This is a genomic window from Clostridia bacterium, assembly GCA_012840125.1.
In the GTDB taxonomy this organism is placed as follows: domain Bacteria; phylum Bacillota; class DULZ01; order DULZ01; family DULZ01; genus DULZ01.
This window is the reverse complement of record DULZ01000061.1, coordinates 62,191-84,702: the sequence shown is the minus strand read 5'-3', so window position 1 is coordinate 84,702 and position 22,512 is coordinate 62,191. Positions and strand designations below refer to the sequence as shown.

Here is a 22,512-nt window from a genome sequence, read left to right as displayed (position 1 = left end):
GGTACTCCCTCCTTTAAATGCTCTTCTTCGCCCCGGCGCTGGTGGCTGCTTGTTTCTTTTTCAGATTTCTCAAATGCCTAATCAGCTCAAAGGTAGGGATGGTCCCATTCATGACCACATCGAACAGGATGAGCCCTAAGAATATCTTCCAAGTAATCCATAACGGGAAAGCATTCTCCTTATCCTCCGGTACCACATGGGTCTTGCCGTTGAGCAGGTTAGCACCTGCATTGATCATACCTTTATGGCAGGGCTCACAGGTACTGCCTATGTTGGCAGCCGATATGGTAGAGTTCGGATTATCACTGGGCAGAATACTGTGGGCAGTATGACAGTCAACGCAGTTAGGTGCGTTCTCGTACTCATAGCTGAAGGCAATGCCGTGGAAACTGCGCTGGTAGCTCTCCATTACTACGCCGCTGTGACAGGTACCACAGCTGTCAATAATGTTGAAACGGTTGTGCTGGGATTCCCTGTTTTCAGCCGGCAGTATGTTATGGGGTTTGCCGTGGCAGCTCTCACAGGAAACAAGGCTGCTGTATTGTCCATGGGTGCTGTTCTTAAACTGCTGGTAGATTTCCGTATGGCATGATTTACAATTCTCCATCATTTGCCGGCCGAAGCTGGCGTTGTATTCGGTTTGGTGTGGAAAGGTCTCCGTGCCTGCATGGCATGAGGTACAGTTGAAACTACCGTGGACCGAATTCTCATAGGCTTCTTTGTCGACGGTCAACAGGATTTCTTTACCATCGTAATTGATCTTCATTCCTTCATTGCCATGGCAGCTGAAGCAATAATCATTGCCCTGGCCTGGACCGGCAGCCCAGGCAGCTTGGGCGAAAAGGAACACACTGCAGAAAACAGAGGCAGCTACGATTGTCACCGCCACTAGCACAAACATAGCGGTAATAGCAGCGGCGATAGAATCACCCAGTTTCTGTTTCCACATCTCCGTCACTCCTTTCGCGCTTGCAATTGGAAACATCATTATGAAACCGTTAGTAGCCGGAAATAATTTGCAAACAAATGGCAATAAAAATGTAATGTTTAGGTGAAAAAAAATATGGGAGCTCGAGGCTTGAAGCCTTGGGCTTGGAGGACCGCAATAATTGCTAGAAGCACAGGTGGTACAGGAGGGTGCCGAGAAATGCTACGCCTGAAAAAGTGATCAATGCAAATGAAACGATGAACCACGCCGTGAGCAAGTACGCTACAGTATTCCCGATCGCCAGTCTCAACATAAGAGCTCACCTCTTTCTGTTTGATACTTGAACAGGCCGCTGGCCTACAACTTAACGACGGCCACATTCTCTTCATCAGTGCCGGCGGTTAGTCTGTATTGGATGTCAATAATGCCTTTAGTCTTGATATGTATAAACCGTTTACAGTGGCGGCATTTAATGATGACTGTGTTTCCTTCAATTTGGCACACAATTTTCTTGCACTGACACCGGAAATTCTCCATTGCCCTCCCCCCTCAGCCTGGTTTGAAAAACAAGAGGCTAGCCAAACCCAAGTAAACTGGGATGCGCTAGCCTTTAGAGCTTGTAGCTTCGCGGCTTTCCATATCGTTGCTGGCAAATAACACAAAAGACTAGTCTACTAAACTCACTTAGTAAACTAGTCTCCTGACTTAAAGTCTAACGACTTAGTTACCAACCGGTTTTGCCCATTAATTTTTGATTGTGCTGAGGTTAACCTGTGTCGTTTCCGGGTCAAGTTTGTACTGAACGTCGATTAATCCTTTCGTGCGAATGTGTATATACCGCTTACAGTGGCGACATTTGATTATGATCGTATCCCCTTCAATTTGAAAAACGATCTTTTTACATTGGCATCGGAAGTCTTTCATGCCCCCACCCCTCCTTTGTTTAGAGACGTTTCAGTGGTTGTCAAAGGCTTCTTCGGCGCTCCATACTTGATTTGGAGAAAGCGGGGTTACTGTTCCCCTAGCCTTCTCACCAGCTGTAGCAAAAAAGCCAGTCGCAAAAGACTGGCTCCAAGTGAAAATCTAGATTATTGGATGACTCAGCCTTTTGACTCGGTCTTGTTTGCCTTGTTTATTTATTTTGTGAATATCGCTGGCGGTTTAAAAGATTACATATGTTCGAACTTTCACTTTGTCCTATAGCGCCTCTATGTTTTGGTTATATATATTCGACCTCATTTAGGCATTTCCTGCTAAAGTAAAAAAAATATTTAAAAAAAATAGCAAAAAAATTGCGAATCTGACCAATTTATTATAGCTTGGATCAAACGGGGCATACTCACCGTGAATATGCCCCGCTTTGCCCGTTTACATCAGCCCCAGTGGGAGAAATGATTTTAAGAACCAGACCAGTACTGCTGCATAAATGATCATCTCTACCACCATCAGGCCTTTGCTTTTTTCGAACTTGCTGCTCATGCTATCCCCCCTAAACATGATGGGTCTTATTGGCAGGCGGTTGGTTGTGGTTCGGTAGCTGGTTCTCCAATCGCTCTAATTCCAGGGGGTGCTCATGTTTCATCAGTTTCCTGGTCAGTTTGCCATGAAACCACACCAAGCTGCCGGGGAAAAATGTCGGGCTGAAGTGAACATTGTAAAAGTGCCAAATGAAGATAGCCAGAATGGCCAGCATGGCTTCATCGCTGTGGGCATACTGGGCGCAATCGATAACCCACCTGGGAAAATATCTCGTGGCAATGTGCGGGAACCACAGCATCAGACCGGAGCCACCCATAATGACCATACCCCAAAACACAGCCCAATAGTCGAACTTTTCTTTATAGGAGTACCGGTCAAACTTCGGCGGTTCTTTGGTTAGTCCTAAGAAATACCGTATGTTCTGGAACAAATCTTTCACGTCTTTGGGACTGGGCACGGCGGCGAAAGATAGTTTCTTGGTGACCAGCGGGTAGATAATCAAGTAAATCAAATGATACACAGAGCTGGCCAGCATTACTACCGCGCCGATTTTGTGCACCAGAAACATGTTGTCAAAACCGCCAAACATGGCCGTAATTGTTTTCGCCCATTCGGTGGTATTGTATTTGATCGGCAGTCCCGTAATAGACAAGGCGATAAAACTGGTAAACATCATGATATGTTGAATTCTTTGGTGAATATTAAAACGTTGAAAGGTTTTTTCCGGTTTTCCATGAGCCATTGAACCCACCTCCTAATGTCAATCACCGGTTTTATTTTTTCAGGTTACGCAGACGGCGGAACAGTTCCAACTCAATATGGATGATCAACAGAGTAATCGTGATAATGGTCAGCCAGGTAAAGAACTTGAAGGTATAGAACATGGGTTTGCCCGGGCCTTCCCTATCGAGGACGAAATGCTCCGTACCGGCGGCCATGTTAGCCTGCGGTTCCGGGTGGCATGTGGCGCAGGTATTAGGAATATTGGCCTTGGCTACAGGGGAAGCAGGATCATCCGGGCCGGTCACGGCGTGTGCACCGTGGCACGTGACACACGATGGTACATTGGTTCCACCAAGAGATACGGCTTTTCCATGGAAGCTCTCCTGGTAGCTTTCCATGATCCTTCCTTCGTGACATTGGCCGCATGTTTCCACATGATTCTGGAGTTTCCTGGCTACAGGCATGTCTTTCTGGCTTTGTCCGGTGTGCATATCACCGTGACAGTCTACACAGCTGGCAAATCCCTGCGCGTGATCGCTCTTCTTGTATTCCGCTACTTCGTTGGGATGACAGGTGCTGCAACTATCGGGCATGACGGCTGCTGTTTTGTTATGGGGAAAAGCCTCCGTGCCCGGGTGGCACGAGTTGCAGGTAGCAAAGCTATGAGCTGAGTTTTTCCAAGCCTCGCCGTCAACATACAGGGATTTGGTGACCCCGTCTTTTTCGATTTTGAAATCCGGGTTGCCGTGGCATTGCAGGCATTGTTCATTATTAGCGGACGCCGCGAAAGCACCGGTAGCAAAAAGACTCAAGCATACCAGCATGAACGCGCAGATACAAAGCACCAGGATATGTTTTGATTGAACTCTCAAACCATGGCAGGACATCGGTTTTACACCCCTTCAAAACCTTACTTGATTTGTCTATCTTCTTACAGTAAGGCCGTTTCACAACCTAAATGATTGATAATACCTTTTGTGCGAATCAATATTACCCGTTTACAATACCGGCACTTGATGATAATGTTATCGCCGTCAATTTGACAAATCAGCTTTTCACAGCAGCATAGCAGGTCTTCCATTAATCACACCTTCCAACATATAGTTATCTAGAACAGACGTACATCCCGGAGCATGGGAAACATAAGCCCGCATGTCAAGATTAATGAGCCTCCCCCCTTTTCTTGCGTTTGTTCGGACCAGCACATTTTTGCCCATGAAAAAACTGGCCTAATACCCAGGCCAGCTCTAAGGTAAATCCGCTGGCCTCTGGACTCATAGTCTCTGGACTTGACGGATGCGTCGTCTTTTGTTAAGTTTTATGAAGGCGCTAACCTTCACAAGAATTTGAAAATACATTAGAAATAAATTTGTAATATTTTTATTACACTATATTCTGCATCGAATAAGATTTTCCTTCTTTTTTAAAAAGAATTTTGTAATTTTTTTTCCGGTAAGGTGCCGCCAAAATAAAAAGAGCCGGCAACTATCACAGTTACCGGCTCTTCTTATGGCAGGGGAGACAGGACTTGAACCCGCAACTCTCGGTTTTGGAGACCGATGCTCTACCAATTGAGCTACTCCCCTTCGACGCAGTTTACATTATAACTGCTTAACAAAACATTGTCAACCCTTTTTCGGAAAGGAAACATGCCGGTGAAGGCGATGATGCCTGAAGATACCGGCCAGCTCTTCCCCTGCCCTTTCCAACTCATCGTTAATGACGACATATTGGTAATGGGGCATGTGAGACATTTCCATTTCAACCCGGGCCAACCTTTCTTTGGCGACTTCCGGGTTTTTATCTCTCTTGCTCAGGCGCAGTGCCAGCTCTTCTATACTTGGGGGAGCAATGAAAATAGACACCACATTGTCAGGAAACCGCTGCCTGACGTCCTGGCAGCCCAGGACATCCATATCGGTGGCCAGGTCAAAGCCGTTGTGCAAGGCATAGAGTATGGTTGGCAAGTGGGTCCCATAATAGTTGCCGTTATGGATCCTCTTCCACTCGAGAAACATATTCTCGTTAATCATGGATTCGAATTCTTCTACGCTGACAAAAAAATACGGGTTTCCCTGGCTCTCCATGGGTCTAAGGGGTCTGGTCGTTAACGAAGGTAAGTAGTAAATCCCTTTGACCTTGTTTAAAGCAAAATTCAGCAGGGTGTTTTTCCCGACCCCGGAAGGACCTGACACGACAAAGAATATGCCAGGTCCCTCTTGCCGGTCTGAGGGGCTAAATTCAATGATGGATGTTTGCTTTCGATAGGTCGGTGGTGACTGGTGATGCTGGTTCACTGGTGACAACCTTCCTTTTGCATTCTTGTGTTGCAGTATAATGAATATTTGCCGGGATGTCAAGGTAAGGCTACAAGAAAACCCTACTGGGATGTAGGGTTTTCTTGATGCAATCTAATTGTTCTTAGCGGCCTTGGCAGCTTCAATAATTTTCTCAGCAATATTGGCCGGTACCTCTTCGTAACCGTAGAATTCGGTGGTAAAGCTGCCCCTTCCCTGAGTCATGGATTTGAGATCGATGGCATACCGGTGCATTTCAGCGTAAGGCACCAGGGCTTTGATGACCTGTTTATTGCCGTCCCGTTCCATGCCCAGGATGCGCCCCCGTTTAACGTTTAGGTCACCCATAATGTCGCCCATGAACTGTTCCGGTACTCTCACTTCAACGTTTAAGATGGGCTCCAATAACACCGGTTTTGCTTGTTCCATCGCTTTCCTGAAGGCCAGGCCTGCCGCAATCTTAAAGGCCAGTTCGGAAGAATCAACCGGGTGATATGAACCGTCGGTTAATGTGACCTTGATATTAGTAACCGGGTATCCGGCTAGTACACCTTCCGCCATGGCCTCTCTAATACCCTTTTCCACGGCCGGGAAGTAGTTCCTAGGAACAGCGCCGCCGAAAACGGTCTCGGCAAACTCGAATTCGTTATCGGCCAGGGGTTCCATGTCGATAAACACATGGCCGTACTGTCCATGGCCACCGGTTTGCTTCTTGTGTTTTCCTTCCACTCTGGTGGCTTTGCCTTTAATGGTTTCCCGGTAGGGTATTTTCAAGGGAATCTGCTCTACTTCTACGCCGAACTTGCTCTTCAGCCTTTCAATGATGATGTCCAGGTGCATTTCGCCCATACCGGTTAATACGGACTGGTTGGTCTCCACACTTTTTGTGAATTTTAGGGTTGGATCTTCATCCAGCAACCTGGCAATGGCCGTCCCCAATTTGTCTTCATCACCCTTGCTCTTAGGTTGGATAGCTACCGATAAGTTCGGCGTTGGGAATTCGATGCCTGTCAAAACGATGGGGTTACCCTTTTCGGCTAAAGTGTCGCCGGTGCCGGTGGTTTGGAGTTTGGTCAGAGCCGCAATGTCCCCGGCGTGCACTTCCGGTACGGGCAGTTGGTTCTTCCCTTGCATGACATAGATTTGCCCGATTTTCTCATCTGCGTTCTTGGCAGTGTTGTAAACCACGCTGTCAGATTTCATGGTACCGGAAAACACTCGGAAAAAGCTCAGTTTGCCGACATAAGGGTCACTTAAAGTCTTAAAGGTTAAAGCAGACAAGGTGTCTGCGTCAACTTTCCGGTCTTTGGCTTCGCTCTCATTGGGAGCCGGTGCCAGGTCCACCAACCGGTCCATTAACGGTGTAATGCCGATGTTGTGCAGGGCTGAACCGCAGAGGACTGGAATAATTTTGTTGGCTTTTACCCCATTCCGCAAGCCAAAATGGATTTCCTCGGCAGTCAGTTCTTCACCTTCCAGGTATTTCATCAAGAGTTCATCATCGCCTTCCGCTGCTGCTTCAATTAAGCTTTCGCGGTAACTCATGGCTTCATCCATGAGATCGGCGGGGATTTCTTCCGTAGAGGCTTTGCCGCCCTTGTCAAAGACGATGGCTTTCATGTCCACGAGATCCACTACGCCTTTAAAACTGCTTTCCGCTCCGATGGGCAGTTGGATTGGGGTGATCAAACCGCTGAACTGGGATTTCAGCTGGTCCAGTACCCTGTAAAAGTTGGCGTTTTCCCGGTCCATTTTATTGACAAAAACAAACTTGGGAATGTTTTGTTCTTCGGCAAATTCCCAGATAATTTCCGTTTGCACTTCTACGCCGGAAACGCCGCAAACAGTCATGACCAAGCTGTCTGCTACCCGTAGAGCGCTCTTGACGTCGCCGATGAAGTCTGAGTAGCCCGGCGTATCAAGAATATTTAACTTGTGATCCTGCCACACGAGAGATGCGACAGCAGTGTTTATCGTAATTTTACGCTTAATTTCTTCCGGGAAATAGTCTGTTACGGTGTTACCATCGTCTACTTTCCCAAGGCGGTTAGTGACCCCTGCGTTGAACAACATCGCTTCGGTCAGCGATGTCTTTCCGGCACCACCATGGGCCACAATGGCGATATTCTTGATTTTGTCGGTGGTGAATACTTTCATGCGCGTCCTCCTTTGCCTTTACTTGACGGTTCAAACCATCCAGCAGTCGTTGTGGTTTAATATGTATTATTAAATCTAAACAGAGCAAAATCCTTTTTAAACAAAAAATATTTCCTTTACAAGTTTGTCCATAAATATTGTCCGTGTAATTCTTTCAGCAATTCTTGGATTAGTTTTTCAGTTCTTGCCTAAGTTTATACCCAGCTTTACCCACTCTATCCTAATTTAACCATCGGCGGCATATGATAGGAAAGGTGGGGGCTGGTACCATGAAACAAGGTTTTTTCCGCGGCGTACTAATTTTAATGGTGGGCTCAGTTTTAACGCGTGTCCTCGGATTCGGTTATAGAATCTATATGGTCCGGCTGATTGGGGCTGAGGGTATTGGTCTGTATGAAATGGTTTTTCCGGTGGTAACTTTGATTTTGGTGTTAACTACGGCTGGGATCCCAGTGGCCGTGGCCAAGCTCATTGCCGATAACAGCGCCCAAAGCCAGCAGCAAAGAATGAATACCATTATGAGTATATCTCTTTTGTTGTTAGCCTTGACAGGGATGCTTATACCCTCCGTCTTAACGTACGGAGCTCCCTGGTTCGTTACCTGGGCCTTTAGTGATCCCAGGGTGTACTGGCCCTTTATGGCCCTGATCCCCGCTATCTTTTTTGTCTCGTTAAGTTCCGTACTACGAGGGTATTTTCAAGGCATCAACCACATGTTACCTTTGGCTGCGGGGCAGCTGGTCGAGCAAATGGTCAGGCTGGTGATTGGCATGACCCTGGTCTCCTGGCTATTGCCCTACGGCCTGGAGTTTGGTGCCGGGGCTTTGGCATTGGCTGTGGTACTGGGTGAAATGGCCGGCTTGCTAGTGCTGGTGTCCTTTTATTGGGCGAACCGGCCAAAAGTCTCCGTTTTCGATCCAAAAGACATAGCGGAGATTAGTTCGGTGCTGAAGCAATTATGGTCCTTATCCGTGCCGGTGACTCTGGCAAGGATACTGGCAAGCCTCATGTTAAGCGCTAAAGCGATTATGATTCCGCACCGGCTGCAGTTGGCAGGAGCCACGGTTCAACAAGCCACGCAGATTTACGGGGCTTTCTCGGGTATGGCGATGTCATTAGTAAACTTCCCCACGGTGATTACCGGCTCCCTAAGCAGCGTTTTGCTGCCTGTCATTGCTTCCGCCCTGGCGCAAAAGCACTACGGCGCCCTGTCTCTAAGGGTTAATCAAGCCTTTAAGATTACTGTCTTAACCGCTTTGCCTTTTACCGTCTTGTTTTTATTGCTGGCAGAACCATTGACCCAAGCATTCTTCAACAACAGGGAAGCAGCCGTTCCCCTCAGATGGCTGGCTCCGGGCTGCGTTTTTCTGTACTTGCAGCAGACCACGGCCGGAATGCTCTACGGTATGGGACAGATGAGGAGAATGTTGCTGAATTCCCTGCTTGGCAACGGAATTGGGTTAGGTGTTACGTACTTCTTAACAGGACTTCCCAGCCTTGGCATCACCGGTGCTGCATTGGGGGTGGTGGCCGGAGCGGCCCTGGCTTGTTTTCTCAATATAGCAATCATTATGAGAAATATCCCTGTCAACTTAGAGTGGCGAGACTGGCTTGGTCAAGCCCTGGCAGCTGTCTCACTTATGGCCTTGTCCATTGTCCTGCTGGAAAACACCTTCAACTTGTTGATGCTTGTTTTCACCTCAGGCGGCTTGTACCTGGTAACCCTCTTCGCCCTGAGAGTAGTGCGGTGGCAGGACTTTCGCTTCAAGTAACTTACCATGCAAGGTCGGCCAGCTCTTGCAGGCCGGGCAGGGCATGGTAGTTGGTGAGATCGTAATGTACAGGGGTTAAGGCGATATAGCCCTGGCTCACCGCCCAGACATCGGTTTCGGGCTCCAATTCATCCTGTAGCTTACCTGACAGCCAGTAATAGCTCTTCCCCCGGGGATCTTTTCTCTCTTCGACACAGTCTATATATCTTCGTAATCCCAGCTTTGCCACCTTAATCCCTTTGATGTCGGCTTTGTCCAGATCAGGCACATTGATGTTGATGAGGGTATTGGTGGGCATTGGGTGCTGGGCAAAGAACGAAGCCATTTTCGTAGCAAACTCAGCGGCCACGTGATAGTTGCCTTTGTTGCGAATATCCAACGATACGGCCATGGCCGGTATCCCATTAATAATGGCTTCCAAAGCCCCGGACACGGTGCCGGAATACAGGACGTCAGTACCTAGATTAGCTCCCCGGTTAATGCCAGAGATTACCAGGTCAGGCTCTTCAGGCAACAACTGCTCTAAGGCCAGCTTCACACAATCAGCCGGTGTTCCCGACACCGCGTATCCTTGGGACCGGCCAAAAGTGTGGTCTTCTACCCGCAAAGGTTTATGCATGGTAATCCCGTGTCCGGTAGCACTGCGCTCCCGGTCGGGGGCAACAAGGATTACTTCCGCCAGCGGTTCAAAAGCCTGCCGTAGTGCATGAATGCCGGGAGCCAGAATACCGTCATCGTTAGTCAGCAGAATAAGCATTTATGCACCTACCTAAACCTTTAGTTTTGCATGATCATAATTAAACCTCGTAAACGGAGATGGTCATTTTTTGGTTCTCCGTGTCCTTAGTTAGGCCAAACATCAACCCGTATTGTTTCAGTGTTTTGTTGAGAAAGTCAACGATGATATATAACTCGTCGTAGGCATTCACCGTTTTCACGGCAATTAACTGTAGTTTTCCCTGGCCTTTATCTTCCAATGCCATTTCCTCCTCTGCTAAATTGATTTAAACCCTCGGTTTCCCGGATTTCATGGTGCACTGCCGCCGCCCTGGCTGTGCCGTAAAAGCTGCCGCAGCAATTATGAACAATCATTTCTGTAAATGTAGCCGTACTTGTTTCATAATAATGCTTCCGGGCCGGAATGGCAACATCGGGAGGTGAGGTTTTTATATTTAGTATTTGCCGGCCTTCTTGAATAAATCTTTTGACCGCCGGATAGATGACTGCAACTACGTGGACAAAAGAATTACCGGTTGAAGTTCCTCATTCCCGGCATAGTGCGTTCAAACTCAATTTAGGGTGCAAGGACATCCGGCAATTCCATAATCACACATATTCGACAAAGCAAGTAAAAAACCTTTCGTAGTGTAATCGGCGAAGGCATGTTAAGGTGGGGATTGGCATATAAACTAAGTGAAGCCAACGGAGGTGATGACGGTGGAGAGTAGACTCTTAGCATTCTTATCCCGGGCTCCCATCTTGAAGGGCGTGTTGTTTGCTATTTTGCTGCAATCCATAGCGGTGTTCTTGTTGGTGAATTTGTTTCATTTTACTGGGCTTTCAGACCGGCACTTGGACACGTTCATTTCCGTTACCGTGTTCTTGGGCGTGGTTGGCGGGGGGATACTTGCTGCCAAAGCCGCGGAAGCAAGATATCTCTTTCAAGGTTTAGGGGTAGGTGTTGCCTGTTTTCTGGCTGTAGTCATATTATCCCTTTTGAGCGGAGTCGCCCTTGAGATGGTTTCCATTGGCAAAAAGGCCCTCACTTATGTAGGGGCGGGATTGATGGGCGGTTTCTTAGGAGCTTTGCTAGGCAAATAATATGGAGAGTGGCAGTCGCTACTCTCCTTTTATGTTTGCTTCAAAATCTTCTTAAAAAACTTTTTCAGGAAACCCGGCAACGGTACAAAATAGACTCGCAAGACTATCCACCCCTTTGGCCTGAATAGGATTGTGTTTGATGTATTATATTAATCAAAAGAATGCTTTGGTGATAACATCGCCTTGATGGCAGTATTTACTAGCGGCGTGAGCCGTTTCGGGCTTAACCCGGCACTGGTGAGCCAGCAAGTGGCAAGCATGAAACCCATGATGGGATATGGTAAGTGGTCTAACCATACCAGGCCGAAAGCTGCCACGGTGTTGGACCATACAATATGCTTCTTTTGTCGTGACAGTAATGATAAGGCCACTAGCGTGGCCAGTGACAACTGGGCCAGTTCCGGGTAGAGGGGCATGATTCCTCCCATGTAAGTGGACCAGCGTTTCCAGAAAGCGGAACTGTTGGATCCTGTTGGGGTGCCGTGCAGAGCTATTAAGAGCCCTAAACACAGCCATTGTTGCCAAAGCTCGGCTTGCATGTATCTCTCCAATGCAATGATAAATACAAGCCCTTTCAGTACATATAGAAGGATGATTAAGAGACCGTTTTCAAAGCCGAAGTAAAATACAATTTGACGTAAAGAAGAAGATTTCAGTTTTTCTAATTCGCCTGTCCCGTAGCCCTGGCTGATGCCGTAAGAGACTTCAGGTTGAATCCGGGCCCAGATCAGAGTTAAAACTAATAAGATACCTGTTTGTATCATCTGCATGTCCCCTGTTGGAACATTGGTTACTGGTAAGAAGATATGCTCCGCTGCATGACAATATGTGCCTTGAGGCAATAAAAAAGTGTCACCGCCTACTAAACCCCAGCCATAGTAGTCCGGTGACACTTCTTGCCATATTTATAACCGGCTGTACCTTTTCATGCCTTCGATATACAAATCACCGCCGTAGCAATCGTTAACAACGATGACCGGCATGTTTTCGACTTCCAGTTTGTGGATTGCTTCAGGACCTAAATCGGGGTAAGCAATCACCTCGGCTTTCTTGATCCGCTCGGCTGTCAAAGCTGCTGCCCCTCCCACAGCGGCGAAGTACACTGCTTTGTGGGTCACCATGGCATCTCTCACCTCTTGTGAGCGTGAACCTTTGCCGATCATGCCTTTTAAACCTAGTGCCAAAAGCGGGGGTGTGTAGGCATCCATGCGATAGCTGGTAGTAGGTCCGGCGGAGCCGATGACCGCTCCGGGTTTAGCCGGACTCGGTCCCACGTAAAAGATGATCTGCCCTTTGATGTCGAAAGGCGGCTCTTCTCCCCGATCCAGTAATTCGACCAAACGCTTATGGGCCGCATCGCGAGCGGTGTAAACGGTACCGGAGATATAAACCTGGTCCCCAATCCTCAATTCTTCTACGACCTCGTCCGTCAAGGGTGCTTGAATGTATTTAATCCCCATGGTTCAACCCCCTAAATGGTAATACTCTTATGGCGAGCTGCATGGCAATTGATGTTGACTGCCACCGGCAAACTGGCTATATGGCAAGGGAACGTATTAACATGAACCGCCAGTGCCGTGATGCGACCGCCGAATCCCTGCGGACCGATGCCCAGCCGATTGATTCTGTCAAGTAATTCCGTTTCCAGCTGGGCTACCTCTGCATCAGGGTGGGGACTGCCGAGAGGTCTTAATAAAGCCTCTTTGGCGAGTAGCGCGGCCTTTTCAAAATTTCCGCCAATACCCACCCCAACTACGATGGGGGGACATGGATTAGGCCCGGCATTTTTTACAGTTTCTACGACAAAATCAATGATTCCCTGGCGCCCTGCCGACGGGGGCAGCATTTTGATAGAACTCATGTTTTCGCTGCCTCCCCCCTTAGGTGCTACGGTGATGGTGAGTTTATCACCCGGTACAATTTTAGTGTGGATGATGGCCGGGGTGTTGTTCTTGGTATTGATCCTTTTGCCAAAAGGATCACTTACCATAGACTTTCTCAGGTAACCTTCCACATAGCCCTTAGCTACTCCCTCGTTGACGGCTTCATTCAAATCTCCCCCGGTAACATGGACGTCTTGTCCCACCTCCAGAAAAACCACAGCCACTCCCGTGTCTTGGCACATAGGAACCTCATTGTTGCCGGCAATGGCAGCATTGGCCACGATTTGTTCCAATACTTGTTTCCCTGTTTCTGAGATCTCCTGCTCCAAGGCTTGTTTTAGGGATTGAAGCACATCTTCGCCCAAGTGGTAATTAGCTTTCTTGCAGAGCTGGGCCACAGCCTCCACTACTTCACTGTAACTGATCTCCCTCATTTCCGGTACCCTCCTTTTAACCTAACACGGCAATTAAGATTCCCGCGGCAACGGCTGAACCAATCACCCCGGCTACGTTAGGTCCCATGGCATGCATGAGCAAGAAATTGGTAGGATTGGCTTCCCTGCCTACTTTTTGGGCTACCCTGGCAGCCATCGGTACGGCGGACACCCCCGCGGCCCCGATGAGAGGGTTGACTTTGCCACCGGTGAGGCGATACATGATCTTTCCAAAAATGACTCCCCCGGCCGTGCCAAAGGAAAAAGCAATGAGACCGAGAACAATGATTTTTATGGTGCCAAATTGCAAGAAGGTCTCGGCCTTAGCTGTCGCTCCCACGGAAAGGGCCAGCAAAATGGTCACGATGTTAATTAACTCGTTAGAAGCCGTCTTGGATAGCCTTTCCACAACACCGGATTCTCTCAACAGGTTACCCAGCATCAGCATGCCAATCAAAGGCGCTGCCTCTGGCAGCATTAGTATCGTCACGATGGTGACAATAATGGGAAAAAGGATTTTCTCGGTACGTGACACTTCTCTGAGCTGGTCCATCACCACGGCCCGCTCTTCCGGGGTCGTCAACAACTTCATAATGGGAGGTTGGATGATGGGTACCAAAGCCATATAAGAATAAGCAGCGACAGCTACTGCCGGCAGCAAATGGGGAGCCAAAATGGATGTGGTTAGAATAGCTGTCGGACCGTCGGCGCCGCCAATGATGCCGATGGCTCCGGCTTCTTGGGGAGTAAACCCCAATATCAGTGCGCCCAAGAAGGTCAAAAAGATGCCCAATTGGGCGGCAGCTCCCAGCAAAATGGTCTTAGGATTGGCCAAGAGGGGCCCAAAATCCGTCATGGCTCCGATACCTAAAAAGATTAAAGGCGGATAAATGCCGAGTTTTACACCTTGGTAGAACCAGTAGATGAGCCCTCCTTCCTCCATCAGGCCGCTGCCGGGAAGGTTGGCCAGCAGCATACCGAAAGCAATAGGCAAAAGGAGTAAAGGCTCATATTGTTTGACAATGGCCAGGTAGATTAGAAAACAAGCAATAGCGATCATCAGGGCGTGTTTCCATGTCAGCAGTGCGAAACCGGATTCATAAAACAGGCTTAGGTAATCACTCCACAAAGTGCGATGCCCCCCCTATTTAATGGTCAGCAGAATGTCATTGGTATTGACGTTTTGTCCTTTGCTTACCAGAATACTGGTAACGGTTCCTGCGATAGGAGCGGCGATTTCATTTTCCATTTTCATTGCTTCCAGGATGACCACCGTTTGACCGGCGGCAACCTGATCCCCGGCTTTGACTTTGATATCCAGGATAGTTCCCGGCAATGGTGCTGTAACGCCCTGCCCTTCCCCTTTAGCTTGTGCCGGGGTAGCGGTAGGTTTAGAGGGAGCGCTGGCAGGGGGTGGTGTAGACGGTGTAGAAGGTATCTCCCTTTTCACCTGCGGTGTGGGAGATACGGTTTCAAGACTAGTGTCTGAAATTTCTTCAACCAAGACTTCGTATATTTCATTGTTGACGGTGACTTTAAACTTTCTTAACATGCTACTTTGTTCCTCCTTTAGCATAATAACTGTTACGGCGGTTGATGACATCCATCCGGTTGTTTAAGGTCCAAGCAGCAGAGGCCTCCAGATCTTTTGCCTGCCGGACACTGATCAAGCGAAATCTATGTACGGGCTGACCGGTACAGAGGGCGATGGCCCCCATGATGGCTGCCACTACTTGGGGTGACAAAGTGGAAACCGGTGCCTGCGGCGGAGCCTCCGCTTCGGGCCTTAGTTCCGTGGGTTTGCCGGCCGGCAGTTCAACTGGCTTTTTGCTTGCTGTGGAGCGGTTGACCACTAAAGCTTCCACATGCATCATTACCATGAGCAAGCACAAGATGAAGAAGACGATAGACATCCCCATCACGGTCAAACTTAATCCCAGGGTGATTTTTTCTGCCAATTCGTTTCATCCCCCTCTTAAACCGGGAAATTGCCGTGTTTCTTCCCTGGTCTGGTTTCTTGTTTAGTCATCAAGGAAGCTAGTATTTGAATCAAGAACGGGCGAGTTTCTGCCGGATCGATGACTGTGTCCACGAATCCCCGGCTGGCTGCCACATATGGGTTGGCAAAACGCTCCCTGTATTCTTGGATCTTGCTTTCCCGCATGGCTACAGGATCTTCAGCTTCGGCGATTTCTTTGCGGAAGATAATGTTAGCGGCTCCTTCAGGGCCCATAACGGCAATTTCTGCAGACGGCCAGGCAATTACCTGGTCGGCTCCCAAGGACCTGGCGCACATAGCCAAATAGGCGCCGCCGTAGGCTTTGCGGAGGATGAGTGTTATTTTGGGCACGTTAGCCTCTGAGTAGGCATATAACAGTTTAGCCCCATGCCTGATAATACCGCCAAATTCCTGATCTGTACCGGGGAGGTATCCCGGGGTGTCCACCAGGGTTAACAATGGAATGTTAAAAGCATCACAGAACCTCACAAAGCGAGCGGCTTTATCAGAGGCGTTGATGTCCAGGCACCCGGCCAGGTACTTCGGCTGGTTGGCGATAATCCCTACTGTTTGCCCGTTCAGCCTGCCGTAACCAATGACGATGTTTTGGGCATACTTGGCTTGTATTTCCATGAAATGCCCGTCATCCAGCACTAATCGCAATATATCTCTTACATCGTAAGGCCGGTTGGGCTCCGCCGGGATGATTGAACGAAGCTCCTGTTCCTGCCGGCCGATGGGATCTGAACACTCTACCCGGGGCGGATCCTGCAAGTTATTGGAAGGCAAATAGGACAATAACTCCCTGATTTGCTGGAAGCATTCTTCTTCGCTGTTAGCCATGAAATGAGCCACACCGCTTTTAGTGTTGTGGGTTTCAGCTCCTCCTAAAGTTTCGGCACTGACTTCTTCCCCGGTTACCGATCTAATGACCTGGGGGCCGGTAATAAACATCTGGCTGATCTTATCCACCATGAAAATATAATCGGTTAAAGCCGGGGAGTAAACCGCACCGCCGGCACAAGGTCCGAGGATGACGGAAATTTGAGGAATAACACCGGAGGCTAATGTGTTGCGTTTGAAAATCTCTCCATACCCGTTAAGGGCGTCGACTCCTTCCTGAATGCGAGCTCCCCCGGAATCATTAATGCCGATGACAGGACAACCGGTTCTAACTGCCAAATCCATGACCCGGCAGATTTTGGCGGCGTGCATTTCACCCAAGGTGCCGCCAATTACGGTGAAATCCTGAGCGTATACATAGACCTGGCGCCCATTGATGGTGCCCCAGCCGGTAATGACCCCCTCAGCAGGCGCTTCAACTGAAGTCATCCCGAATTCAGTGGCCCGGTGGCGCACGAACTGGCCTATTTCAACAAAGCTATTAGGGTCCAGCAATAAAGCGATTCTCTCTCTAGCCGTCTTCTTGCCGGCGGCATGCTGCTTTTTCACCCGTTCCGCACCGCCGCCTGCTTCAATCTGTGCTAACTTGTTCTGCAGTTCAACGAGTTTTGCATTGTCCATGATAATTACTCACACCCCTGTTCAGGTTCACATAGTTCTAATAAAACGCCGTTGGTAGACTTAGGGTGGATAAAAGCGATCTTGTTCCCACCGGCTCCGATTCTCGGTTTCTCGTCAATCAGTTTCACTCCTGCGGCAGATAACTGGTCCAGTAGCTGTTCCAGTCCCGTTACTCGCAGTGCAACATGATGAATGCCTTCCCCGCGATTAGCGATAAACTTAGCGATAGGACTGTCGGAGGAAGTAGCTTCCAGAAGCTCAATCTTGCTTTCACCTACCGGTATAATGGCAGCCTTAACTTTTTGTTCCGGCACTTCCTCTATTGCTTTAACCTGCAGTCCAAGAGTATTTTGGTAAAAGGAGAGGGCCTCGTGCAGGTTTTTGACTGCAATCCCGATATGTTCAATTTTGGACATATGTGTCACCTCCTTGGTCCTAATACTTGGTCATAATACATCATTATACATGATGCTGAATAAAGTTCACAATATCTTGTGTCGAGGTCCCGGGGCCAAAAATGGCTGCTACCCCGGCTTTTTTTAATTGAGCATGGTCTTCCTCCGGAATGATTCCCCCGCAAATCAATAAAATGTCTTCCGCGTTTTTTTCTTTCAGCATTTGACTGATGGGGGGGATCAAGTAAAGATGAGCGCCGGACAAAGAACTGATTCCGATCACCTGCACATCTTCCTGTAATGCAGTTTCCACCACTTGCTCCGGGGTATTCCTCAAGCCCGTATAAATCACTTCCATGCCCGCATCTTTCAGCGCTTGGGCCACCACTTTGGCACCTCGATCATGCCCGTCCAGGCCGACTTTCGCAATCAAAACACGAATGGGTTTCTGCATACGGACACACTCTCCTTACATGCTAACCGTCTGCTGGTATTCACCAAACACTTCTTTCAAAACACCGGTGATTTCCCCAATAGTGGCATAGCTCTTGACTGCTTCCAGGATAAAAGGCATCACGTTTTCGTTGGATCCTGCCGCCTGTTTGAGTTGGTTCAGGGCTCTTTGCACTTGCTGGTTGTCTCTCCGGGAACGCAGGGAATGCAGGCGCTGCTTTTGCTCCTCCAGCACCTTTGGATCTACTCTCAAGAGCCCGGTGGGAGGAGTTTCTTCCACTTGAAATTTGTTAACGCCAATGACAGTTTTTTCTCCCGTTTCAATGGCTTTTTGGTACTTGTAGGCACTGGCATGGATTTCTTTTTGTTGATATCCCTGGTTAATGGCTTTTACGGCTCCGCCCATGTCTTCAATCTTTTGCAAGTATTCCCATACCTTCTCTTCGATCTCATCAGTGAGTTTTTCTACAAAATAGGAACCGCCCAGCGGGTCCACCGTATCGGTGACACCAATCTCATAAGCGATGACTTGTTGGGTTCTTAAGGCGATGGTTACAGCTTCTTCACTAGGCAAAGCCAGGGCTTCGTCCTTGGAGTTGGTGTGCAGCGACTGGGTACCGCCCAGGACTGCGCTTAGGGCCTGGAAGGCTACACGAAGGATATTGACATCAGGTTGTTGGGCTGTGAGGGTGCAGCCGGCAGTTTGAGTATGGAAACGCAGCATCATCGATTTGGGGTTGGCAGCATTAAAGCGTTCTTTCATAATCTTAGCCCAAACTCTCCGAGCGCTTCTGAACTTGGCAATCTCTTCAAAAAAGTTCAGGTGAGCATTGAAAAAGAAAGATAATCGCGGCGCAAATTGGTCAACGGGCAACCCGGCATCGATAGCTGCCTGCACATAGGCCATGGCATTGGCCATGGTAAAAGCCACTTCCTGAACGGCTGTGGCGCCTGCCTCGCGAATGTGATAACCGCTGATGCTGATGGTGTTCCAATGAGGCACATGTTCCGAACAAAAAGCAAATATATCTGTAACCAAACGCATGGATGGTTCAGGCGGGAAAATGTAGGTGCCTCTGGCGATGTATTCTTTTAGGATATCGTTTTGGATCGTACCTCTTAATTTATCAGGGCTAATCCCCTGTTTTTCCGCCACGGCAATATACATGGCCAGCAAGATGGCCGCCGGGGCATTGATGGTCATGGAGGTGCTGACTTGGTCTAAAGGTATGCCGTCGAACAGCATCTCCATGTCTTCCAAGCTGTCGATGGCCACCCCCACTTTGCCAACTTCTCCTTGCGCAAAGGGGTGGTCCGAATCATAACCGATTTGGGTAGGCAAGTCAAAAGCCACGCTGAGGCCCGTTTGCCCCAGTGACAGCAAATACTTAAATCGTTCATTGGTTTCCCTAGCGGAACCGAAACCGGCGTATTGACGCATGGTCCACAGCCGGCCGCGGTACATGGTGGATTGTATGCCCCGGGTAAAAGGATATTCTCCCGGGAAACCCAACCGTTCTTCATATGTGCCGTCGAGATCTAACGGGATGTACAATCGCTGGATGGGGATGCCTGCATCAGTCATGAATTCGGCTTTGCGTTCAGGCGCCTTGTTCAACTGGTTTTCCAGGCGCTTTTCCCATTGATTGAGTTTATTCTTGAGATCTTCATTGTTATAATCCACAAAAAAAGACCTCCTTTAGACGATTTTGTCTATTTGCAATTCTTTGATAATGTCAGGCACTTCATAGGGCAATGTGGCCACATGCACGCCTGCACTTTTCAAGGCAGCAATTTTCCCCTGGTAGGTGCCCCTGCCCCGTTCGATGATGGCACCCGCATGTCCCATACGTTTGCCCGGCGGAGCGCTCTTACCTGCAATGTAGGCCACTACCGGTTTAGAAATATGTTTTTTGATGTATTCGGCGGCTTCTTCTTCACTGGAACCGCCAATTTCCCCAACCAGCACAATGGCTTTGGTCTCAGGATCTTCTTCGAACCTGGCCAAAACGTCGATAAAACTGAGGCCCACTATCCGATCGCCGCCTAAACCCACTACGGTGCTGGTGCCCAATCCACCGCGCAGCAGGTTCCCCACGATTTCATAACTTAGGGTGCCGCTTCTGGCCACGATGCCAACGGGGCCCGGGACAAAGAACTGGTTTGGCATGATACCGATTTTACATTGGCCGGAAGATACTACGCCAAAAGTATTCGGTCCGATGACGACGGTGCCTCGCTTCTTGGCGAAAGCCATGATTTCGGCTGCGTCGTGGAGAGGAATGTGTTCCGTAATTAAGACCAGCAGTTTGATTCCGGCGTCAATGGCTTCTAAGGCGGCATCTTTCGCAAAAGGAGCAGGAATGAATAAGACGCTGGCATCAATCTGGTGCCGGCCGATGGCTGAAAACATGCTGTCATATACAGGTATGCCTTCCACCGATTGCCCTTCTTTGCCGGGGGAGACGCCGGCTACTATTTTGGTCCCGTACTTTAGCATTTGTTTGGTATGAAACTGTCCTTGCTTTCCTGTAATGCCTTGCACCGCCACCCGGGTTTCGGAGTTAACGAAAATTGCCATTATCCCACTGCCCCTTTCGCCAAGGATACTACTTTCATCGCAGCTTCTTGCATGTTTTCGTAGGCTACGATACCTTGCTCTGCCAGAAGATTCACGCCTAGGTCCTGATTGGTACCGACTAGACGAATCACTACCGGTATGTCGATCGATTTTTGTCTATTTACCTGTAGGAACGCTTGGGCCACATCGTCACACCTGGTAATGCCGCCAAAAATATTAATGAAAATGGCTTTGGGATTCGTGCTGAGTAACAATTCCAAGGCCTGGGCGGTTTGCTCCACGTTGGCCCCTCCTCCTGCATCCAAGAAGTTGGCCGGTGCTCCTCCGTAATACTGGATTGCATCCAAGGTAGCCATGGTGATACCCGCTCCGTTAGCCATGATGGCAATGTCGCCGTCCAATTGAACGAAGGATAGGCCGATGGCATGTGCTTTCTGTTCTGCTTCGTTTCGTTCTTCCACCCTTGGTAACTCAGGGTGACGGTATAAGGCTTCATCATCGATGGTTATTTTAGCGTCGGCTGCGATTAACCTATCTTGCGAAACAACCAGGGGATTGATTTCGACCAATTCACAGTCTTTCTCGCGGAAAAGCTGGTATAACCTGGGCAGCAGTTCATTGAATTGCTTTGCCGGGCCGCCCGTCAGGCCGAGCCGTTTAGCTACTTCGCGGCAGAAATACGGTTGAATGCCCAAGTGCAGGTCGATGGGCAGTTTCACTAAGTCTTGATCGGGTACTTCCTCGATATCCATGCCACCGTAGCGTGACGCCAGCAATAACGGACCTTTCAAAGAGCCTTCCATGATAATGGCTAAATATAGTTCTTGTTCAATGAAAAGCTTTTCTTCTACCAGTATTTCTTGAGCTCTATGGCCGTGAAACTCTTGCTGAAGGACAAAGGCGGCATGTTCTTCAGCTTCCTTGGGATGGCTGGCAAATCTAATGCCCCCCGCTTTGCCCCGCTTGCCAGACAATATTTGGGTCTTGATCACAACTTCCCCGAGTTCTTCTGCCATAAGTGCTGCCTCTTGCGGGTCGCGGAGAACTTTTCCTCTGGGGACCGGTATGCCGTATTCCCGGAAAAGTTCTTTACCCATGTATTCGTAAAGCTTCACCAATCACTCCTCCTTGAGAACATTCTGATTATTGAAAATATTAGTTTCAAATAAAAAAAATTCTAGCCATAAGAAAAAAATCCTGCCCCCCAGCAAAACATTATCAAGAAAGGTCCTGGTGATGTTCGACCAAACTTAAAGCAATCTTGCCAATTAAATCCTGGCGCAACGGAGTGGATACCGGAAGGTTCTTTATGTATTCATTCAGCTTGTCTTTTTTCAGGACGGTAAGATGCGGATCTTCACCTTCAATAATGGTGCGGCTGTTGGCCATAACCACAATGCCGTGAATAGGAATGGTTTCATCAGGAAACTCCTGCTTGAGAAAACCCTGCAGGATCATCTCATGGCGCTGCAGTTGCGGTAGAGGGCTGTCCATCCCTTCCCGCATGATCTTGTGCTGGGAGGCTTTCAGCACTGTCCAGTTGCCCTTAGGATCGATGAGGACGGCGCCGTTAATGGTTTTAGTTTCAAGGTGAATCACACCCGGAGGGCCGACTACGATATGGTCAAATTGCTGCACGTCCATATCCCCTGCTGACAGGTAAACGTTATTAATAGTAATGTATTCTTTCGGCAGCCAACTGAGGATGTAGGCCACTTCCTTTTCTCCTTTGAGTCCTGCTTCCAGTTTGTTTTTTTCTCTATATAGGGTGGCTAATTGCTTTTGAATTTGGTTCTCCAGTTCTTCCCTGTTCGGTTGATACAGCACCAAATATGCACACGTTATTAATAATGAAAAAAAGAGGGCTCCTGTGATGGCTGCGGTGAAGTCGATTAAACCGTCGGAAATAACGGCAAGGAGCAGGAAAACTGCAGTGACGGGTAGGGCCACGATGATATACAGATAAGGAAACTCCTTTTGATTCTTGAGTTCCTCTAATTCCTGCTGGTAGTATTCAATTTTTGCATTGATACTTGCTAAAGGTTCTTCCGGCAATTTCTGCATGC

Annotated in this window: 23 protein-coding genes and 1 tRNA gene; 3 read left to right on the top strand and 21 right to left on the bottom strand. The window is 48.7% G+C overall.

Translation table 11 applies throughout. The annotated features are described in order from the left end of the window. Positions 1-13 precede the first annotated feature (13 nt). Positions 14-949 carry a hypothetical protein gene (locus GXX34_07880; GenBank protein ID HHW07427.1) on the bottom strand — a complete coding sequence of 312 codons (936 nt, stop codon included), beginning with the start codon at positions 947-949 and terminating at the stop codon, positions 14-16. Positions 950-1,339: 390 nt separating this feature from the next. On the opposite strand from GXX34_07880, the gene GXX34_07875 reads away from it, so the two are divergent. Beyond that, positions 1,340-1,585, top strand: a complete 246-nt coding sequence (locus GXX34_07875) for a hypothetical protein (GenBank protein ID HHW07426.1) — start codon at positions 1,340-1,342, stop codon at positions 1,583-1,585. Positions 1,586-2,417: 832 nt separating this feature from the next. Here the strand turns inward: GXX34_07875 and GXX34_07870 are convergent. The 5 genes from GXX34_07870 to fusA form a co-directional block, all read right to left on the bottom strand. After that, positions 2,418-3,149 (bottom strand): cytochrome b/b6 domain-containing protein, encoded by a 732-nt coding sequence (locus GXX34_07870; GenBank protein ID HHW07425.1) that lies wholly within the window; start codon positions 3,147-3,149, stop codon positions 2,418-2,420. A 31-nt stretch (positions 3,150-3,180) separates the two neighbouring features. Further along, entirely contained in the window at positions 3,181-4,017 is an 837-nt protein-coding gene (locus tag GXX34_07865) for a hypothetical protein (GenBank protein HHW07424.1), read from the bottom strand. 623 nt (positions 4,018-4,640) lie between these two features. Continuing rightward, positions 4,641-4,716, bottom strand: a tRNA-Trp gene (locus tag GXX34_07860). A gap of 39 nt (positions 4,717-4,755) precedes the next feature. After that, positions 4,756-5,325 carry a guanylate kinase gene (gene gmk / locus GXX34_07855; GenBank protein HHW07423.1) on the bottom strand — a complete coding sequence of 190 codons (570 nt, stop codon included), beginning with the start codon at positions 5,323-5,325 and terminating at the stop codon, positions 4,756-4,758. A 216-nt stretch (positions 5,326-5,541) separates the two neighbouring features. Beyond that, positions 5,542-7,584 (bottom strand): elongation factor G, encoded by a 2,043-nt coding sequence (fusA, locus tag GXX34_07850; GenBank protein HHW07422.1) that lies wholly within the window; start codon positions 7,582-7,584, stop codon positions 5,542-5,544. A gap of 269 nt (positions 7,585-7,853) precedes the next feature. Between fusA and spoVB the strand changes: the two genes are divergently transcribed. After that, the gene (spoVB, locus tag GXX34_07845; GenBank protein ID HHW07421.1) at positions 7,854-9,356 is read left to right on the top strand and encodes a stage V sporulation protein B; all 1,503 of its coding nucleotides are present in this window, start codon (positions 7,854-7,856) and stop codon (positions 9,354-9,356) included. A gap of 1 nt (position 9,357) precedes the next feature. On the opposite strand, the gene surE is transcribed toward spoVB, so the two are convergent. Both surE and GXX34_07835 read right to left on the bottom strand, forming a co-directional pair. Beyond that, complete coding sequence (gene surE / locus GXX34_07840; protein ID HHW07420.1) at positions 9,358-10,113, bottom strand: 5'/3'-nucleotidase SurE; 756 nt, start codon at positions 10,111-10,113, stop codon at positions 9,358-9,360. Between the two features lie 40 nt (positions 10,114-10,153). After that, complete coding sequence (locus GXX34_07835; protein HHW07419.1) at positions 10,154-10,339, bottom strand: YpmA family protein; 186 nt, start codon at positions 10,337-10,339, stop codon at positions 10,154-10,156. A 454-nt stretch (positions 10,340-10,793) separates the two neighbouring features. On the opposite strand from GXX34_07835, the gene GXX34_07830 reads away from it, so the two are divergent. Next, positions 10,794-11,177 (top strand): TIGR04086 family membrane protein, encoded by a 384-nt coding sequence (locus GXX34_07830; protein ID HHW07418.1) that lies wholly within the window; start codon positions 10,794-10,796, stop codon positions 11,175-11,177. 149 nt (positions 11,178-11,326) lie between these two features. Here the strand turns inward: GXX34_07830 and GXX34_07825 are convergent, their stop codons facing one another. The 13 genes from GXX34_07825 to GXX34_07765 all read right to left on the bottom strand — a co-directional run bounded on the left by GXX34_07825 (position 11,327) and on the right by GXX34_07765 (position 22,510). After that, a complete protein-coding gene (locus tag GXX34_07825; GenBank protein ID HHW07417.1) occupies positions 11,327-12,070 on the bottom strand; it encodes a hypothetical protein in 744 nt (247 codons plus the stop codon). A gap of 12 nt (positions 12,071-12,082) precedes the next feature. Continuing rightward, positions 12,083-12,631: a Fe-S-containing hydro-lyase gene (locus GXX34_07820; GenBank protein ID HHW07416.1), complete on the bottom strand. Its 549-nt coding sequence runs from the start codon at positions 12,629-12,631 to the stop codon at positions 12,083-12,085. A 17-nt stretch (positions 12,632-12,648) separates the two neighbouring features. After that, positions 12,649-13,494, bottom strand: a complete 846-nt coding sequence (locus tag GXX34_07815) for a fumarate hydratase (protein HHW07415.1) — start codon at positions 13,492-13,494, stop codon at positions 12,649-12,651. Positions 13,495-13,510: 16 nt separating this feature from the next. After that, positions 13,511-14,554 carry a sodium ion-translocating decarboxylase subunit beta gene (locus GXX34_07810; GenBank protein ID HHW07414.1) on the bottom strand — a complete coding sequence of 348 codons (1,044 nt, stop codon included), beginning with the start codon at positions 14,552-14,554 and terminating at the stop codon, positions 13,511-13,513. 84 nt (positions 14,555-14,638) lie between these two features. Next, positions 14,639-15,046 (bottom strand): biotin/lipoyl-binding protein, encoded by a 408-nt coding sequence (locus GXX34_07805; GenBank protein HHW07413.1) that lies wholly within the window; start codon positions 15,044-15,046, stop codon positions 14,639-14,641. A gap of 1 nt (position 15,047) precedes the next feature. Continuing rightward, the gene (locus GXX34_07800) at positions 15,048-15,452 is read right to left on the bottom strand and encodes an OadG family protein (GenBank protein HHW07412.1); all 405 of its coding nucleotides are present in this window, start codon (positions 15,450-15,452) and stop codon (positions 15,048-15,050) included. A 17-nt stretch (positions 15,453-15,469) separates the two neighbouring features. After that, entirely contained in the window at positions 15,470-17,017 is a 1,548-nt protein-coding gene (locus GXX34_07795) for a methylmalonyl-CoA carboxyltransferase (GenBank protein HHW07411.1), read from the bottom strand. Positions 17,018-17,022: 5 nt separating this feature from the next. Further along, entirely contained in the window at positions 17,023-17,433 is a 411-nt protein-coding gene (gene mce, locus GXX34_07790) for a methylmalonyl-CoA epimerase (GenBank protein HHW07410.1), read from the bottom strand. A 43-nt stretch (positions 17,434-17,476) separates the two neighbouring features. Beyond that, positions 17,477-17,866, bottom strand: a complete 390-nt coding sequence (locus GXX34_07785; protein ID HHW07409.1) for a cobalamin B12-binding domain-containing protein — start codon at positions 17,864-17,866, stop codon at positions 17,477-17,479. 15 nt (positions 17,867-17,881) lie between these two features. Continuing rightward, entirely contained in the window at positions 17,882-19,450 is a 1,569-nt protein-coding gene (locus GXX34_07780; protein HHW07408.1) for a methylmalonyl-CoA mutase family protein, read from the bottom strand. 114 nt (positions 19,451-19,564) lie between these two features. Then, entirely contained in the window at positions 19,565-20,446 is an 882-nt protein-coding gene (gene sucD / locus GXX34_07775) for a succinate--CoA ligase subunit alpha (protein ID HHW07407.1), read from the bottom strand. Continuing rightward, the gene (sucC, locus tag GXX34_07770; GenBank protein ID HHW07406.1) at positions 20,446-21,561 is read right to left on the bottom strand and encodes an ADP-forming succinate--CoA ligase subunit beta; all 1,116 of its coding nucleotides are present in this window, start codon (positions 21,559-21,561) and stop codon (positions 20,446-20,448) included. Before sucC ends, sucD begins: the two co-directional genes overlap by 1 nt. A gap of 103 nt (positions 21,562-21,664) precedes the next feature. Next, positions 21,665-22,510, bottom strand: a complete 846-nt coding sequence (locus tag GXX34_07765; GenBank protein HHW07405.1) for an NERD domain-containing protein — start codon at positions 22,508-22,510, stop codon at positions 21,665-21,667. Between the last annotated feature and the right edge of the window lie 2 nt (positions 22,511-22,512).

What these genes read in the sequence shown, in the direction of transcription:
- GXX34_07815 (HHW07415.1), bottom strand. Translation starts at nt 13,494, where the DNA reads ATGAGGGAGATCAGTTACAGTGAAGTAGTGGAGGCTGTGGCCCAGCTC.
- GXX34_07810 (HHW07414.1), bottom strand. Translation starts at nt 14,554, where the DNA reads ATGATCGCTATTGCTTGTTTTCTAATCTACCTGGCCATTGTCAAACAA.
- GXX34_07835 (HHW07419.1), bottom strand. Translation starts at nt 10,339, where the DNA reads ATGGCATTGGAAGATAAAGGCCAGGGAAAACTACAGTTAATTGCCGTG.
- GXX34_07880 (HHW07427.1), bottom strand. Translation starts at nt 949, where the DNA reads ATGTGGAAACAGAAACTGGGTGATTCTATCGCCGCTGCTATTACCGCT.
- sucD (HHW07407.1), bottom strand. Translation starts at nt 20,446, where the DNA reads ATGGCAATTTTCGTTAACTCCGAAACCCGGGTGGCGGTGCAAGGCATT.
- surE (HHW07420.1), bottom strand. Translation starts at nt 10,113, where the DNA reads ATGCTTATTCTGCTGACTAACGATGACGGTATTCTGGCTCCCGGCATT.
- GXX34_07780 (HHW07408.1), bottom strand. Translation starts at nt 19,450, where the DNA reads ATGACTGATGCAGGCATCCCCATCCAGCGATTGTACATCCCGTTAGAT.
- spoVB (HHW07421.1), top strand. Translation starts at nt 7,854, where the DNA reads ATGAAACAAGGTTTTTTCCGCGGCGTACTAATTTTAATGGTGGGCTCA.
- GXX34_07795 (HHW07411.1), bottom strand. Translation starts at nt 17,017, where the DNA reads ATGGACAATGCAAAACTCGTTGAACTGCAGAACAAGTTAGCACAGATT.
- mce (HHW07410.1), bottom strand. Translation starts at nt 17,433, where the DNA reads ATGTCCAAAATTGAACATATCGGGATTGCAGTCAAAAACCTGCACGAG.
- GXX34_07870 (HHW07425.1), bottom strand. Translation starts at nt 3,149, where the DNA reads ATGGCTCATGGAAAACCGGAAAAAACCTTTCAACGTTTTAATATTCAC.
- GXX34_07765 (HHW07405.1), bottom strand. Translation starts at nt 22,510, where the DNA reads ATGCAGAAATTGCCGGAAGAACCTTTAGCAAGTATCAATGCAAAAATT.
- GXX34_07805 (HHW07413.1), bottom strand. Translation starts at nt 15,046, where the DNA reads ATGTTAAGAAAGTTTAAAGTCACCGTCAACAATGAAATATACGAAGTC.
- fusA (HHW07422.1), bottom strand. Translation starts at nt 7,584, where the DNA reads ATGAAAGTATTCACCACCGACAAAATCAAGAATATCGCCATTGTGGCC.
- GXX34_07785 (HHW07409.1), bottom strand. Translation starts at nt 17,866, where the DNA reads ATGCAGAAACCCATTCGTGTTTTGATTGCGAAAGTCGGCCTGGACGGG.
- GXX34_07865 (HHW07424.1), bottom strand. Translation starts at nt 4,017, where the DNA reads ATGTCCTGCCATGGTTTGAGAGTTCAATCAAAACATATCCTGGTGCTT.